The 16445-nt window shown below is 62.1% G+C and carries 5 protein-coding genes; all 5 read right to left on the reverse strand.

Annotated elements, in window-relative coordinates; all coding sequences use genetic code 11:
• Positions 1-25 precede the first annotated feature (25 nt).
• Genes DC347_RS17960 through DC347_RS17980 form a run of 5 tightly spaced genes read right to left on the reverse strand, consistent with a single transcriptional unit; the run spans position 26 to position 16386 of the window.
• Positions 26-1285 carry an McrC family protein gene (locus DC347_RS17960; RefSeq protein WP_109863912.1) on the reverse strand — a complete coding sequence of 420 codons (1260 nt, stop codon included), beginning with the start codon at positions 1283-1285 and terminating at the stop codon, positions 26-28.
• Complete coding sequence (locus tag DC347_RS17965; protein ID WP_109863913.1) at positions 1285-4302, reverse strand: AAA family ATPase; 3018 nt, start codon at positions 4300-4302, stop codon at positions 1285-1287. The genes DC347_RS17960 and DC347_RS17965 overlap by 1 nt, the downstream gene beginning before the upstream one ends.
• A complete protein-coding gene (locus DC347_RS17970) occupies positions 4299-8351 on the reverse strand; it encodes a DNA methyltransferase (RefSeq protein WP_109863914.1) in 4053 nt (1350 codons plus the stop codon). The genes DC347_RS17965 and DC347_RS17970 overlap by 4 nt, the downstream gene beginning before the upstream one ends.
• Positions 8348-11209 carry a helicase-related protein gene (locus DC347_RS17975; RefSeq protein ID WP_109863915.1) on the reverse strand — a complete coding sequence of 954 codons (2862 nt, stop codon included), beginning with the start codon at positions 11207-11209 and terminating at the stop codon, positions 8348-8350. Before DC347_RS17975 ends, DC347_RS17970 begins: the two co-directional genes overlap by 4 nt.
• A complete protein-coding gene (locus tag DC347_RS17980) occupies positions 11206-16386 on the reverse strand; it encodes a DEAD/DEAH box helicase (protein WP_109863916.1) in 5181 nt (1726 codons plus the stop codon). The genes DC347_RS17975 and DC347_RS17980 overlap by 4 nt, the downstream gene beginning before the upstream one ends.
• Between the last annotated feature and the right edge of the window lie 59 nt (positions 16387-16445).

The raw sequence follows: 16445 nt of genomic DNA on the forward strand, positions 1-16445 counted from the left end.
CCGGCCGCGACGCCGGACCAAGGATCTAGCTGGCGTTACTCCCGGCAGCTGAGGACTCGTAGGCTCGCTCCGTGCTGCCACGGTCCACCCATTCCTGATAGGCCGCTTCAGCGAGCGTCTTCACCCGCGCCAACAGGGCGGCGGGTGCCTGGGAAATATCAAGCGGGAACTCGACAATGGACACCGAACTGTTAGTGACCCGCCGCGTCCGAGCCTGGCCGGGCCCCGCGTAAATCAGCCATGCCGTCGGCACGGTCAACGCCGTGCAATACGCGAGCATTTGATAGTAGTCAGCATTGGGATACCCGTCGGCCGCAGACGCTGCTTTGTACTTCGCATCGAACACCATCGCGGGTGCGCCGCGTACCGAATGAACGATGTCCACTGCCATGCGGACACGATTCCCCATCTGGCCAACTTCAGCCTCATCCAGGAATGTCTCGTATTGCCCGCTGGTATCGCCGGGATAGCCGTCAAGCGCCTCGCGAAGCGAAGTCGTAACGAAGTCCTCGAACACCTTGGCCATGTTCACAACGAAAGAAGCGACGGAATGGCGTCCTAGGCCGGCCTCGGCCGACATATTCCGAAGTATGATCTCCGCCAAGCGGAGGGCCGGAACATAGTGCTCGTTGAGACGCGATTCTGTCCAGGGAGGTAGCGTGGCTCCGAACGGTAGCTCCGAGACTCCGTCCAGCTTCGAATCCAAGTGGGCGAGCTTCCAACCCACGTCATGGGAAAGCCTGGGGACCTGCATCATCAAGCGTATGGCGGCCCGCAGGATGCGATTCTCGGCGATGTCAACGGTGAAGTCGTCGTAGGCGACCTCCAACGGCAGGAGCATCCCGGGGCGGCGGGTCATCTGGTCGCCCACACGGATCCGCCCTCGGACTGTCCGGAGGGCATCCTCAACGTGGACGTACCCACTAAGCGCACCGCGTTCCAGCGCCCGCAACCCCTGGCGGGCCAGAGATTCGCCAAGGGCGGCGAACAGGTCGGTGTCTTCGATGCCCGCAACGTCTTCCGGACGGAAGCCCGGGTTCGTGGCGTAGCCGAGCAGGAACAGCAGCCGGCTGAGACCGACCTTCTGTTTTGGCGTGACCTCGACTAGAAGGTTCCCCACCTGGACAGCCCCCACAGTTCCCGCGGGGAGCACCGTCCACAATCCGCCGTGAGCAGGAAGTACCGTCACCAGCCCGGTGTCCCGGAGCGTCGCGGCGACTTCCGGATCCAGCTCAACTGCATCCGCCGAACTTTGCAACTCGTCGAGGACAATGGACCTGAGCATCAGGAGGACGTGTCTTCCGAATCCGTCAACAACTGCTCGAGCTCCTCAGCGCCCTCACCATCCAGCACCTGCTCGACAGACAGCAAAGTAAGATCCACCGGCCCAACCGCGCGCGCCGCCTTTCGCCTCATCGCCGCCAGCCCGAACTTCTCCCGGACTTGGTCCCGTTTCAGCCGCCCAAAGTACTGTTCCTCCAGCAGCGGCAGCAGCTCGTACTTCCAGATTTCCTCGAGCCCCTCATCGGTCTCAGCATGGGGCTTCATGAAGTACGACGGCCCAATCATCAGGTCGCGGTTCGTATCCTCAATCTCGTTGTTTAAAGCGTTGAGGAGATCGGCCCGCAGTGAGGGTTTGCCGTTCGCTCTGAGGAAGCGTTCGAGCAGCCCCGAAATCATGCCGTCCTGGGGGTGAAGCTCGACGAATGCGAAGCGGCGCCTGATGGCGGCGTCCACCATCGCGATGGACCTATCGGAGGTGTTCATCGTGCCGATGATGAACAGGTTGGGCGGCAGCGCGAAGACCTTGTCCGGGTTGTACTGGAGGTTGATTCCCTCGTTGCGGTACTCCAGCAGGTAGTACAGCTCGCCAAAGATCTTGGCGAGGTTGCCGCGGTTCATCTCATCGATGATCAGAAAATACGGCTTGTCGCGGTTGCCTTCAGATGCCGCTTCGTCGGCGATACGCCGCAGCGGCCCCGCTTCGAGGCTGAATGCCACGTTCCCGTCCTGGCTTTTCGCCGGCCGGTAGCCCTCGAAAAAGTCTTCGTAGGCGTACGAAGGGTGGAACTGGACCGTCTTGACGTGGTCGGAGTGCTCCTCCCCCGCCAAGAACTTGGCGATTGCCGTTCCCAGAAAGGTCTTTCCCGTTCCAGGAGGGCCGTAGAAGACGATCTGCTGCCGGGTCTGGAGGAGCCGGATCACCTCCTGCAGGTGCTCCAGGTCCACGTGCAGCTTTCCTGCCAGCTCTGGCGTGGCTTTCTTCAGGTGGGGTACGACGGCGATTTGCGCCACGGGCGCCACAACTTCTGTCTCGTTGTCGGGGTCAGCTTCCACACCGAACCAGGCTGTGATGATGGAAAGTGCTTCGGTAAGGTCCACGACTGACCCTTGCTCGGCCAGCAGCCGCGGCAGGGGTGCTGGCATGTCTTCATTGCTGATCGGCGTCTTCTGCCACGCGACAGCGCGTCGCAAGCGGGACGTCGCGTCCTCGACGTAGTGAGCCTCCCCGGTCACGACCCCTAAATAGAGGCCATCTTCGAAGGCCGTGAGGACGAAGTCGTCCACTTTCATGATGCTGAGGAAGCGATGGTATTCCATGGCACGGAGTTTGCGCTCCGAATATTCGATGTGCTGGTAGCCCTTATTGACGGCCGCCTGTATTTGGCTCAGGTTCGATCCTGGCGTGGGTGACCCAAGGTGTTGCGCGGGGGTGGACACGAACCCGTCCCCAAGCCACGGGTGCAGCATGGTCGTCCCTGCCTGGCTCTGCCTGACCAGCCACGCCCGTTGTCCGGAGTCTTCCGCGCCTGCCCGCCACTGGCTCAAATAGGGCTCGCTGTACCATTCCACGAATTCATTCGAGTTGCCCTGTTGGACGAGTCGAATGGCGTGGAGGTCTTTGGCAATGGCGGCCTCGTCGTTGTCGTTTCGACCTGTTGCACCGCCAATGACGCCTGCAAATGCGTGCCAAATCTCTGTCCGGTGGTCCCGCTTTACAACGGGGGGCAAGTATCCCGGCCACGCGATGTAGTCCACGCTGTAACGGATCATGGGGCGGTCATCGGGGACTGACTGGGTGATGTCGCGAAACGCCCAAGGATCCGAAAGCGCGGCTTCAATCAGGCTCATTGGTTGTGTCGCTACATGCTCAACGAGCCGAGAGAGCCATTTCATGTGCTCTGCGACTTGGATGTTGAATCCGACACCACCGTGGAACGCACCTTCGGCGCCCAGACCCTCCTGAAGCGCCGGAGGTAGCGGCACTTCGTCCTGTTCGATCCAGGAAAGAATCTTCTCGATCCTGGCGACCTTTGTTTGGGCGCCTACGTTTGAGAGGGGCAATACCTGCAGGTAAGCCAGTTCCGCCGCCAAGAGGACCACGCCGCGGCTGGCACCTTGCAGCTGACGCTCGAACTTCGCCATGAAGGTTCCGGGGCCGACGTCGAGCTCGCTTCTTCTTACCAGCTCGCGAGCGTTCTCAACTGTCCACGTTGGCGTTGCGCCGTCGATGACGGAAGGCGCGCTGCGAAATCCGCTCTCGAGGATCAGTCGTCCTGCGGCTTCGAGCTGGGGAGCTATCGTGGCAGCAGGAGTGCTGAGATCGACCTCGGCAGCCGCGGCCTTGTCTCCGCGCCATTTCCGGAAGTTCACAACGTCCTGGGAGGCCCATTCGTCCGTCGGATCGGCGTTGATGACCGTCCACATGATGCCCTGGGCTTCCAAGCGGTCAAAGTCACCGAGTCCCGCAAGAGCCAGCTCCGACCGGAGCTGATCCAGGACGTCCAGGAACGCGTCATAGCGTCCTTGCGGAGTCCGTACGGCGTCTTTGTAGTCAAAACCGATTATGTTCCAGAACAGTCGGACCGCTTCGGGACGGTATGGCGGGAACTCGGTCGGATTCACAGCCATGAGCAGGACAGAACCCACGCCGGTGGCGATACCGTCTGAAAGCTCCCGGGAGTTCAGCTCCTTGAACCCGGTGACCAATGCATTCAGCTTCTCTGTTGTGGGCTCGCCCGACCAAAACCGCGTCAATAGACTTTCCAGCTTCTGCGCCGAAGCATCGTCCAGCTTGTCCATTGCCCCGATGGTTCTGTAGTTGACTAGGTTCGTTGTCCGCAGGGCCCGAATGAAGTGTGGGTGCCACGCAGGATCCCCTGCCAGCAGTTCGTCCCGAACTACCGCGAGCCTTGACGCCAGTACTCGCTTGTAGTCGTTCTCTTCCGCCGCGAGATTGACGGTTTCGATGAACTTGTCGGCAAACTCGATGAACTGAGTCCAGTTCAAGTTCTGTGTCATGCGGACATCTCCTTAGCGGGGTGGCGGGGGCCTTGGCCGGGCGGCGGGGTAAGCGTCGATTCAAAGGCGACACCGGTCTTGATGGCGTCCTGCATGGCGTCGTAGGCCTCAAGAATGAGGCGTTTGGTACGGTACTCACCGAACTTCGCTTCTTCTTTTCGTTTGACGATTGGAAATGTTTCTAAGATGTACTCCGCGTCGCATTGGGACAGTCCATAGAGGTGGAAGAATGCAGCATCGATTTCACTTCTGAGCTTCATCCGGCGCGATGAGTCCCAAACGAACGGTGCCCCCTCGCAAGGGAAGCCCTCCATATCCCATGCGGTATATACCAGTTCTCTTATTCGCACTGAAAGCCAAGCTCCGAGCTCTCCATTTCCCCAAGCTGTCGGATTCTCGAATATTGACGGGCTTAGAACTGCGAACTGCTTCAAGTAAAAATAATTCATCGTCACGGAGGGCAGCTTTTGCCGCGCCACGTAATCCAGAACGAAGGAATTCATCGCCGCCATCAGAAGCTCGCGCTGGCCGGTCTTGACAAAGTACAAGGGGAACTTGTTCCCTACGGCGGTGACCGGCAAAGCAGTGGACATCAAGGTCCGCTCGTTTGTCGCACTCGTTATGTCGGCAAACCCGCTCAACCACGTATCAGAGACTGCCGCCATTTCCGTCGCCGCAACCCAATACATAGGTATGGCGAATCTGTTTGGGTCAGCTTTATCCGTATCTGTGAGGTATCGAGGCTGACTTTGTCGCTGCACGGCCGTTGCGCTGCGGATGACATCAGCGGCTCGATGGTCAAAATGCGTGAGCATCTTGGCTTCGTACAGTGGCTGCATTTTCTCGTGCTGACCATGTACCGTCCGCTCGAAGATGTTGCCGTTGAGGCTCCAGCCCTCGCCTTCCAGCTGCTCCCGGGTATGGAAAAGGTGAGAGTCGTTAGACATGTGAAACATTGTCCTGAATGAGACGCCCCAGGGGTTGCCGTTGATGGGGTCGTTCTCGTTAATGAGCACGGGGACGCGGCGGTAAATGCCTAGAGTAATTTCTGCGTCGCGACGAGTGCGGAATATTGGCAGTGTCCCGGTATTGGGGTTGATGAGCTTGATTTCGTCCGGGCTAAGCTCAAATTGGGACACCGCGATGTCAGCCGGATCGTGCAGGAAGAAGGCGAAGGACGCGACTTCTTCCTTCGCCAGCCGTCCTGCCATCGTCAGCAGGCAGAACTTGAAGCTTCTGTGCACACCTTGAAACAAGGGCAAAGCATTTTCGAAGTCGTATAGCGCCGCGATGGTACTGCTATCCACCATGTCCTTAAAGAAGTACTGAGTGGTGGCGTCCGTGGCAATGCCCGTCGGGACGATCACGCCGGAGCGGCCGTGTGGGCCGGTCAAACTGCGGAAAAGCTCGGCAAAGACGGCATAAGTGTTAACGTCACCGCGGCCGTTGAACGGGTAACGCCCAGATGTGCGCATGCTGGCGCTCTGACCTTCCGCGTTGCGCTTGGCGGCCAGGAACTCGCCGTGCAGGATCGGGTCATCCTCTACGAGCCGCTTGATAAGCCGCGTACGTGCGGCAGCGTTCGGGGCCTTGGCAATTGACTCGTTCCGCGCCGCGAAGAACTCCTGTTCCTGTAGCTTCACCCGTTCCCATGGCGGGTTACCCAGCATGCAGGAGAAACCGCCGGGCCATCCCTCGGCGCCGACGTCCTCGCCCGACTCAGGGTCGCCAAAGACTTCCGGGAACTCTAGGTGCCAGTGGAAGAAACGGTATTGCTCAGCCAGCTGCCCGATCCTTGCCACTGTCCCGGCGTACCCGGCGGAAGAGCCGGAGTCGCCCAGCTGCCGGACGATGGATGAGGTGGGGGGTTCGGGTTCGCCAGCTTTCAGGGGCCAGACGAAGGCTGCGCACCAGGCATCCGCGTGGAGCCTCTTCTGCTCCATCTCCGTGGAATGGTCGAAGGCGTCGTAAGCCTTGGCTCGGGACCGGGCCTCCTCGGCGCTCGCCACGGGTTTGACCAGTTCGCGGCGCTGGCTGATCAGCTGCGCCACAGCCGACTGCCTGCCGCCGAAGCTGAAGGCGTCCTGCCCGAGTGAGCCAAAGAGCTTGTCCGCCTTCCGGGTGTTCTCGGCTTTGTTCCGCTTCTTTGCCTCCGCCGCGAACTTCTTGTCATCGCCCTCTAAGACCGAGAAGGCCCCCTCCGGCACGCCGCCGGCAAGCAGCGCTGGAGTTGTACCCAGCAGGCTGTTGCCGATCTTGATCCGTGCGTCCAGGAAGCCCAGCGGTTTCCCGGGTTGCATGGCTTCCAACCACAGGGACACCTTGGCAAGTTCGGCGGCGAGGTCATTCATGTCGACGCCGTAGATGCAGCCTTCCACCACGTCATGCAGTGAGCTCTGCACCTCGCCGGGTGTGGGCTCGTTATCGCCGGCGCGCACTTCGGCCAGGCGACGGGCAATCCGGCGGGCGGCGGCCACCAGAAAGCCGCCGGAGCCGGAGGCAGGGTCACACACGGTCAACGCAAGAAGCCGGGCCTCGGCGTCATCCGGTCCTGTCGCACCATTTACGGCCTGGTCCAGTAGCGGGTCCAGGGCGGTGTCCAACAGCGCGGACACCAGACTTGGCGGGGTGTAGTAGGAGCCGGTGGTCTTGCGCTCGTTCCCGGCCAGATGCGCAAGTTCAAAGGACCGCGTCTCGGTATCGACGCGGGGCACCAATTCCAGCAAAGATTCGTAAACGGAGCCTAGTTCCTCGGCCCCGAGATGTCGGTAGTCTACGGGCTGCAGACGGCCGGTCTTTCCAGCCACCCAGCCCAGGCCTCGGATGGCCTTGAGGAAGTCCTGGTTTGCCAACTCTGCACCCAGCAAGAGGTCCCCATGCGGTTGCCCAGCCAGACGTGCGGCGCGGGGATCGGGATCAAATAGTCCGCCCAGTGCCGGCAGGCCGACCACGCCGAGGCCATCGCCGCCCAGAGCGCCCAACACGAGTTTCTGGGTACGCCACAGGTCCGGGTGCGGGCCTCCGTCGCGGCTGCGGGACATCTTCCGCAGCCTCTGGGTGGAGAAGTACATCGCATAGCGGTGGCGGGCCTCGGTGGTTGCCGCCGGATCAAGGAGAGCGCCGCGATCTTCCACCACGAATAGGAACAGCAAGCGGTATGCAGCGCGAAGTAGGGCCTTGTGGAAGTCGCGATGGCTTAGATCCCCGGAATGCAGGGCATCCACGAGCCAGCGGTTGTCCGGGTGGCGCAGAAAGCCCGTGCCCAGGAAGCCCAGAGCCTTCTCGACGCCGGCGCCGAGCTTGTCGAGGGCCCGGGCTCCGGCCTCGACGGATTCACCGCGCCAGAGTTCCAGCCAGCAGTCAGATGGGGGCGCCTCGGAGCCACCGCGCTTGTCCAGCCGGGACTGGTGGCAGAGTTGCCAGAATAGCTGGAACTCGGAATAGAGATCCGACTCGAAGATGGTCTCGAGATCGAATTCGATGTATGCGGAGCCTGCCAGCGCGGTGGAGTCCCGCAGGAGACGGAGCCTGAGGCCGTTGCTGAGAATGGCCCAGAGGTAAGTGTCCTCACGGTTCAGGAATTCCTGCATCATCGCCTGGGGCGCGCGCCTGGCAGCACCTTCAACCTTGGGGGCGCGCTTGTCCAGGTCCACGCCAGGGCCGAGCAAGTGTATGGGCACGGACTCCCAACGGTGCGAGACGGGGTACGCCTCGCCGCCGATCGTCAGGCCTCCGGGTGTCACCGGAACCTGCCCATAGCCGAGCTCGCGAAGGAGCACCAGAAGCCACTTCTGCCGGGCATCGCCGGTGCCGGCGCCTTGCCCGTCCGGGCGTTTGGCAGAGTCGGATTCGCGCCAGGCGCTCCAGGCACCCTGAAGGTACATCCATGTCCGTGAGGCCGCGTCGCGGACCGTTTCCGTGCCGGCAAGGTGGAAACTGGCGGGAGACATGCTCCTGGCGTCGTTGACTTCCCCGGCCTGGATGCGTCCCAGCAATGAGGGGGGAACGACGCCTCCCACGACGGTGATGGCTTGGAATGCCGTGCTCATTTGGTGCCTCCGGCCGGGCTGTAGACGTAGACGCCCAGGATGTCTGCGGGAAGATTCGGTGCGACCGTGAGGCCTCGGATGCCTAGCTGGCCGGCACGGTCGCCACGGGCGGCGATCCTGACCTCGCGGTGGGCATCACGGATCTGGTCGGCCACCTCGCGGGCTTTCTGGTCCAGCTGATCCTTCAGCTGGTCCAGAGATCCGAGGATGGCGGCCATCATGTTGGTGACATCGCCGGCATTCGCGTCCGGTTTCGCCTGGAGCAGCGCTTCGACGGCATCTTCCGGGAGCCAGACGGGGTTGTGCGGCATGCCTGTGAAGGCCAGGACGCGGGCCTCCTCTGCCATGTCTGTCTTGTCGCCGAGCCGCGCGGGAAGCACCAGCTTGGTCCGGAAGCGCATCAGGAGGGCCACGGTAAGTTTGTCCACCGCGTTGGTTTTGATGAATCCGCAGCGGCGGGCCGGGCGTTCATTGCCCCTGAGTTGCGCGTCCAGGGCGGAGTTCAGGACGTAGTTTGCCGCTGCAGCGACGACGGGGTCCGTACGTACCAGCACTGAGGTGTGGTGCGGGGCCGGGAAGTCGTTGACGAAGCGGATCTTGGAATCCGAGCCCAGGGCGTTGCGGATGCCCGGCACAGCCGCTGTCAGCTCGGCCACAAGCCCATCGGGAGTGGTATCGACGTGCGCGCCCGTTTCTTCGAGAGCTGCTTTCACAAAGGCCGCGACGTCGTCGGGGTCGCCCAGGCTGTGCCGGGCTGCGTCCACCACTTTCTGAACTTCTTCCGGGCGTATGGCATTCTGCGCGAAGCGGGAGCGGCTGAGCTTCTCCTGTTCCGCGCTGCTTCGCCATTCAGCGTCCAGTTCCTCGGCTTCCGGGGTGAGGCTGAACAGCTCCAGCTGATCGCCGTTCTTGCCGCGCATCATGATGCCTTCGAGGAGCGCGGCAAGGATCTGATCACTGCGGGGCGGGACGGGTACGCTGATGCCCAAGTCCCGGCGAATGCTCTCATGCTTGCGCAGCAGGACATCAAGCACGATGCCGTCGATACCGTTGTCATCACCGTAGATGGTGAGGGCGCGGACGGTATCCGACAACTGTCCGAAACGGTCCACCCGCCCCTCGCGCTGTTCGTGGCGGGTGGGATTCCAGGCGAGGTCATAGTGGATTACGGCTTGGAAGCCGTCCTGCAGGTTCACACCCTCGGACAGGCAGTCTGTGGCCACCAGCACCTTCGGAGTGTCGCCGGCGCGTTCCGCCTGCGCGGCGATGCGAGCGGCGCGTTCCTCCGAGGGCAGTTCGCCGGTGACTACCTCGACGTCGAACTTCCTCTTCCCAACTTCCCGCAGGTACTCCGAGACGTAGTGTGCGGTTGGGATGAAGCGGCAAAAAACGATGGGCTGGAAGCCCTCGGCAATGAGCGCTCGGATGCGCTTGACCAAGAGCTGAAGCTTGGCGTCCTGCCCGGGGTTGGCCTGAAGATCCCCCGCTGTCTTGAGGAACGCATTGAGCTGACGTTTTTCCCACGAAGTTTCATCCAAGGCATCCGGCCGGGAGCCGGGCACGACGTCGATGCCTTCGCCGCCGTCGTCCTCCACCTGGTCCATCACCACTGCCATGCCGCGCTTCTCGGCGGCGGCGTCCGATTCAGCATCTTCAGCGACAGCACGGGTGCTCAGGGTAGCGGCCGCGGATGCAGGCGAGGAAGCCATGGCACGCAGCAAGGACAGCGCGGACCACCAGCGGATGCGTTGGTCGCGTTTGCTGCCGGAGGTGTCCTGCACCTGGCCGCGGACGTAGTTCAGGACGGCGTCGAAGAACGCCCGGTGCTCCGGCGAGAGCTTATAGGCGACCTCGACTGTCTGCCGGTCGCTGGGGAACTTGGTGTCCGACTTCAGGTAGCTGCGGATGTCCACGCGGCGGCGCTGGACCATATGGTCCGCGAGTTTGCGGCGGCCCGTCTCGGTAGAGAGGTCCACGGTCTTGAGGCTTTTATCCAGCAGGCCGATCAGGTTGCGGAAGGCACCGTCGTTGCCGCTGTGCGGCGTTGCCGTCACCAGCACGAGGTGACGGTCCGGGTCATCGGCCAGTCCCCGCACCAGTTCGTACCGCTGCGTGCGGCCGACGCCGCCCTTGCCGGAATCATCGGCAGTGACGCCGTGGGCCTCGTCCACAATCACCAGGTCTGGTGCGGTCCGCATGAAGTCGTGGCGCTTGGACTCGGACTTGATGAAGTCAGTGGAAACGATCGTGTGTTTGAAATACTCAAAGATGGACTTGTCGTAGCCGGCCTCCCTCTGCAGCCGCTTCACTGTCCCTGGCAGGACCAGCTCGGCGTCAATACCAAACTTCTCAGAAAGTTCCTGCTTCCACTGCTGGGCCAGGCTCGGCGGGCATAGGACAGCGAGTCCGCTGGCGTCGCCCTGAGCCAGGAGTTCGGAGGCGATCAGTCCAGCCTCGATGGTCTTGCCAATTCCCACATCATCGGCGACCAGGAGGCGCACGACGTCCTGGCGGAGCGCCAGCAGCAGTGGGACGAGCTGATACGGGCGCGGGCTCACATTCAACCCTGCCAAGGAACGGAACGGGCCACCGCTGGAGCGGAACCCGATACGGAGCGCGTCGCGGAGCAGCCGGGCGCTGCGGTCATCGCCCAGATCGGTTGCCAGCGGCAGACCGAAGGACGCCGGGTTCACTTCCTCGATGGAGGGGATGACTCCGGCGATGTCGTGGGTGGTGCCGCCCAGGGGCTGGAGGACAAGGAAGTCGAGGGTGCTCTCGGGCAGAACTACCCATTCCCGGCCGCGGGCCGCTACCAGCGAGCCAACCGCAAACCTGTGCTCCTCCGTCGTACTAGTCACTCCACCACTCCAAATACGTTCGTGTATCCACTAACAAATGCTTCAATGTCTTCGTCCTGACGGCACCTGATGACGTTCCAGTTGCCGTACGTCAGTGCCAGGTCATCGACGGGAGGTCTGGACACGTCCTCCACAATCACAGCAATGCCCACCGACAACTTAGCGGTGTAGACGAAATCCACCACATTCCCCTCGATGCTGGGGCCGATTTCATCGGGCAGATTTCGCCCGTTCTGCAGCAGATAGTCCAAGAGGCTTTGGGCCCGCGGGCTAACCACAGTTCCGGGAGGCATAGCGTGCTTGGGTTTCGGCGTCGCTGCTGCGGCCACCGTGACAGCGCCGGCCAACTGCATCAGCCGGTCTATGACGAGCCTCCGGTCGATGATTTCGTGGTCACGCTGATTGCCGTAGGACAACAGGCACCGGTAGCAACCACGGACGCAGCTGTTTTCCATGTCGTTGCCCGTAGCGGCATCGACATGCAGAATTTCCAGCGCCTTGGCGGCGACCCTGGCCATGGCGTCCGGCTCGCTTTGCAGCCGGCGCAACACTCCGGCGCCGCCCTCCGCGGCCTCAATGAACAGCAGACGTCCCCGATCCTCACTGTCAGCCAAAAGCTCGCTGGAGAGCTCGGAGTCCTCCAACTGGAACACGGCCTCGATGCCGCGTTCCATGGCGAACTGCATGGTGGTTGCTTCTGCGGGCGTCACGTTCTCCGCCCAGCGGACGACGGCGATGTTGCGGCGGTCCTCAACGTAAGGCGTCACCATCTGCTTCTTTTTGGACTGTTCCACGGTCATGTCATCCGCGTCGGTGGCCTCACCCGCGTCTCCGGTATCCGCGGTGGCTTTCTTTTCCGACAGCCATTCGCCCGTGATGAGATCGAGCCAAAAGCCATGCCGATCCTGGTTGGCCCGGTTCCGTCGACCCAGGTTGGTCACCCGGACAGTCGCTCCGTCGCCGTAGTGCACTGCACCGATGGCTGCCTCCCCATTCAGCATCTGCGCATCGGAGCGGCCTGGCTTCTTACCGTGCGGGGCAAATCGGTAGTTCGTGACGAGCTGGAATCCTTGGCGGTTGCGTTCCTCCTCGTCCGCGCTGATCCGTTCGCGGCGGCGCGTGATGACGGACTGCAACTGCATCAGGTTTGACCAGCTGCCGGCCAGCGGTTCGTTGCACGATTCGCAGATGTCGAGTCCGGCCTCGCGCTGATGCAAGTAACCACAGGCAACGCAGACACGGGCCTCACCGAGGACAACGTCTCCCACGCCCCCGCCGTCAGAGTCCCGTGGCAGGCTGACACGCTTCACCTGGTACCGGGCGCCTTCATGGTAGATCAGGGAGTCCGGTCCGAACTCGCTTATCGCCAGGAAACGCGAGCGTTGCAACCAGGTGCTGTTGTTGTCCTTGCCTCTTCGGATGCCCGGGATGAAGGCAGCCAATGGCAGCCGCGGGAAAGAGTATCCCGGGAGGAAGCCTTCGGACGCCAAGTAACGCAGGGTGTAGAAGTCCGATTGGCCCTTGGAATCGCTGTCGTTGAGGAGGATTTCCAGGCGCTGCCCGGCCTCGCGGTGCCGGTTGGCCGCGGCCTCGCGTTGCTTGGAATCGGTCGAGTGATCCTGGCTGGCTCGGTGTGCAGCGTCCTGCTCGGTGATGGCACTCCGGTAGAGCTGTCGCCATCTCTCGCAGGCCTGATCGAAGTTGGCCAGAGCCTTGTCAATGACCGCATCGGACCATGATTCAGTCCACCACGACGTGTCCTTCAGTTCCCCTTCGATGCTCCGCAGGAGGACCTCTGCCGATGCCTTGGCGCGTTTCGCGGCCTGTTCATCAGCTAGAACATATCTGATCTCGGGCTGAAGAGGGTAGCTCTTGTCTTCAAGCTTGAGCAGCCCGCTCATGGACTTACCCAGACCCGAGCTGGTTGCGGCGAGGGTTTCAGCCAGCCAAATGGCGTGGACGTGGGATCTGATCAGGTCTTCGTTGGCGAAGTCCAACCGCGGCGGCTGGACCTGACCGGAAACCATGAGGTTCGAGCGTTCGAAGTAGTAGGAGTCGTGAGGGCTGCCTGTGGCACAGTAGGTCAGGACCAGGGCCGGCTGGCCCGAGCGCCCCGCACGCCCGCTGCGCTGCGCGTAGTTTGCCGGCGTCGGCGGAACGTTGCGCATCGCCACCGCATTGAGGTCGGCGATGTCGACGCCCAGCTCCATAGTTGGAGAACAGAACAGCAGAGGAAGTTCTGCTTCGCGGAACGCCTGTTCCCTGGCTTCCCGGTCTTCTGCACGTACCTGGGCAGTGTGCTCCGCCGCCTTGAGGCCGGCCAGCTCCTGTCCTTGCTCCAGGTACAGGTCCTTGAAGAACTGGATGACGCGGGGCTTCTGGTCGGCATGATAGGTGCGGCGGAGCAAATCGGGGGCGCCGTACTCGCCGTCGCCCTTCCTCAAAACCATGCTGGACAGTTTGAGCCGGTAGCCGGAGACCTTGCCTTCGATGACCTCGGCAATGAAGCCGGTCTCGAGCAGAATTTGGAAGAGCGACGCGATGACCTCGTCCACCTCGGCGCGTTTGAGCTTATTGCCGGGCGAGGCCGTCTTGGCTAGCCATCGGCCAAATGTTCCGTAGGAGGTCACAGGGAGAGTCGTCCGGTAAGCCATCTTCTTGGGCTCCGTGGTCACGAGCCCGACGCTGGCAGCAGATTCCTGCTCTGGCAAAGCCCAAATACCCGTCAGGAATTCCCGGCTGCGGTTCTTGACGCGGTCCAGCCAGTCCGCCGTCAGTTCCTCGGCGTCGATGGCAAGAACGCGGCGGAACTCATCCAGCAGAACCCGGATGATCTCCTCGCGCTTGCCGGGATCCGCGTCCCGGAGCACGTAGTGAGCTCTTTCCCAGCGGCGCTCTTGTTCCGCCAGGTTCTTGGCGAGAGGGTAGTCCACTACCAGGAGACCTGTCTGTTCAAGGTTGGGCAGGGTGATCCGCCACCCGCGCTGCAAATCCCGCAGCGCACGGTAGGTCACCACCTCGTTCAGGGCCCGCTTGGTCGGTTTAGGGTCCAGCGGATCTTCGGTCCGCGCGTAGTCGGACCAAGCCAGGCTGAGCGTCTTGATGATCGCATCACCCAGCTCCATCGCGTCGACTCCGTCATCACCGGCCGACGCGACTGCGCGGTAGAGGGCAGAGCGAAGCTGGGCCACTTGGACGAAGTCGTTCAAGTGGCCGGCTTGGAGGGACGCGTCCTGTCTGTTGTCCACGAACGTCAGCAGTTTCTTAGCGCGCAGACTCAAATCGCTGCCGACCTCTGACTTCAATAACTGCACGAGCTTCGTTGCGAGCACGGTCATCGCGCTGCTGCGGCCCTCTTGGTCGAGAGTCACCACCTTGGAGAATTCACCGCTCCGGGCGGATTCATAGGTGACCTGGCAGTTCAGGCAGAAACCAAGGCTTCCCGGGACCCACGCGGCGAGCTGGCCATCGTCCTGGGTGTACTCGTTATCCCGGGCCGCTGCGCCGTCAGGCTGGACGCGGTAGCGCGACGGAATCCGCTTGCGCTTGGACTCGATGACTCGATTCCCAGACACCGCCTCGTTGAGCCAGGAGGCGGGGATACGGCCCGCCTCAATGGCCTGTTCCGGCCATTCCTGCTCAGTGGAGATGTACAGATACCCGTCCTGGCCATTGTCCGGGCCGCCGGTATCCTGCATTTTCAGTTCGTGCCGGGCGATAAAGCGTGATTCGCCGCCAGTGTCCGTCAACCGTGCCATGAGGTATTCCTGACCGCACTCGCGACAAAAAGCGAGGGGGTAGAGCCGCTTCTCGGCCTCCCCGACGGTCAGCTGGAAGTCGGTCTCGATGAGCCTCGTGTCCTCGGACTCCGCCGTGGCATAGAGGGAGCCGGCCTTTGAAATGAACTGGTGAAGGCGGAAGGCGAACAGCGGACGGTTGGTCTCAGTGTGCTTTGCCCTCGACCCCGCAAGGAGAGTCGCGCGGATAGCGGTGGCGCAGCTGCTTGCTGTTTCCCCGGTCTGCTTAGCCAGTTCCTCTGCGGCATGGGTGACGGTCTGTGGTTGTCTGCGGATGATCTTGCCGGATTCCTGCTCCGTTGTCAGGCCGAACGTGTCCTCAATCCAAGATGCCAGCGGATCTGAGGTCATCAGCGTGTATCCGCCGTCCAGCGTGGGGCTGCTGTACTCGGCGTCACCGCGTTCTCTCACAGCAGCCTTCAGATCCTGGTCCGATCGGTGCTGGTTGGTGGTCGCTTGGACCAAGGTCTCGGTCACTACGTGCTCCGGCGAAACAACGGTTCCAAAAATCCGGGAAGCGACCTCGGCGACGTCCCTCTGCTGCTGGGCGACTGTTCCACCGCTCGACATCGTGGCGGACGTGCCAATGCACTGCAGGGTGCTCTGAGCGTTACAAGCGTCCCGCAAGCGGCGTACGAGCATGGCAACATCGGCGCCCTGCCGGCCGCGATACGTATGCAATTCATCCAGAACGAGGAACTGGAGACCGGAGGCCGCTCGGATGAGGGACTGCCGCTCCTCCGGCCGGGTCAGGACGTACTCAAGCATGACGTAGTTAGTCAGCAAGATGTCCGGGGGGTTCTTAAGGATGTTCTCGCGGGTTTCTCCGCGTTCTTGGCCGGTATAGCGCGCGAAAGTGACCGGCGGTTTGCCGTCAAATCCGTTGTCGAGGAACTTGGATAGCTCCTCCATCTGGCTGTTGGCCAAGGCGTTCATCGGGTAAACGATGATGGCCTTGACGCCCTTACCCGTCCCTTCGCGGAGCACGCGGTCCACAATTGGAACTATGTACGCAAGTGATTTGCCGGAGCCCGTGCCCGTTGTTAGGACGTATGAAGCCTTCTTTGCGGCGATTTCAATGGCATCGCGCTGATGCTTGTGCAGCGTGATAGGCGCCGAGCCCCGATCGCCGCCGTCCTTCTTGGGCCTGAAAATGGCATCGCAGTCGGGGTGAAGGAGCCCACGCCGGACGAGCTCGTCTACGCGGCCGCCGGAGCTGAACGAGGGATTCAGGGACAGCCAAGGGTCGGGCCACTGCCGTCCCTTGTCTCCGAGCTCGACCACGGCATCCTTGATCCGCGGGTCCTGGATGTCAACGAAGCCTTCGGTGAAAGACCGGTAGCCGGCGATCAGCTTTTCACGAATTCCGAACGCATCCACGCGTGTTCCCCCTGTTGACAAGACCTTCGATAACTAGAGCGAAGTTTAGCCGGGTGCGG

Source organism: Pseudarthrobacter sp. AG30, from assembly GCF_003116525.1.
Taxonomy (GTDB): Bacteria; Actinomycetota; Actinomycetes; order Actinomycetales; family Micrococcaceae; genus Arthrobacter.

Bases quoted from the DNA above. Each gene is read 5' to 3' on its own strand.
- DC347_RS17970 (WP_109863914.1), bottom strand. From the start codon at position 8,351: ATGAGCACGGCATTCCAAGCCATCACCGTCGTGGGAGGCGTCGTTCCC.
- DC347_RS17960 (WP_109863912.1), bottom strand. From the start codon at position 1,285: ATGCTCAGGTCCATTGTCCTCGACGAGTTGCAAAGTTCGGCGGATGCA.
- DC347_RS17965 (WP_109863913.1), bottom strand. From the start codon at position 4,302: ATGACACAGAACTTGAACTGGACTCAGTTCATCGAGTTTGCCGACAAG.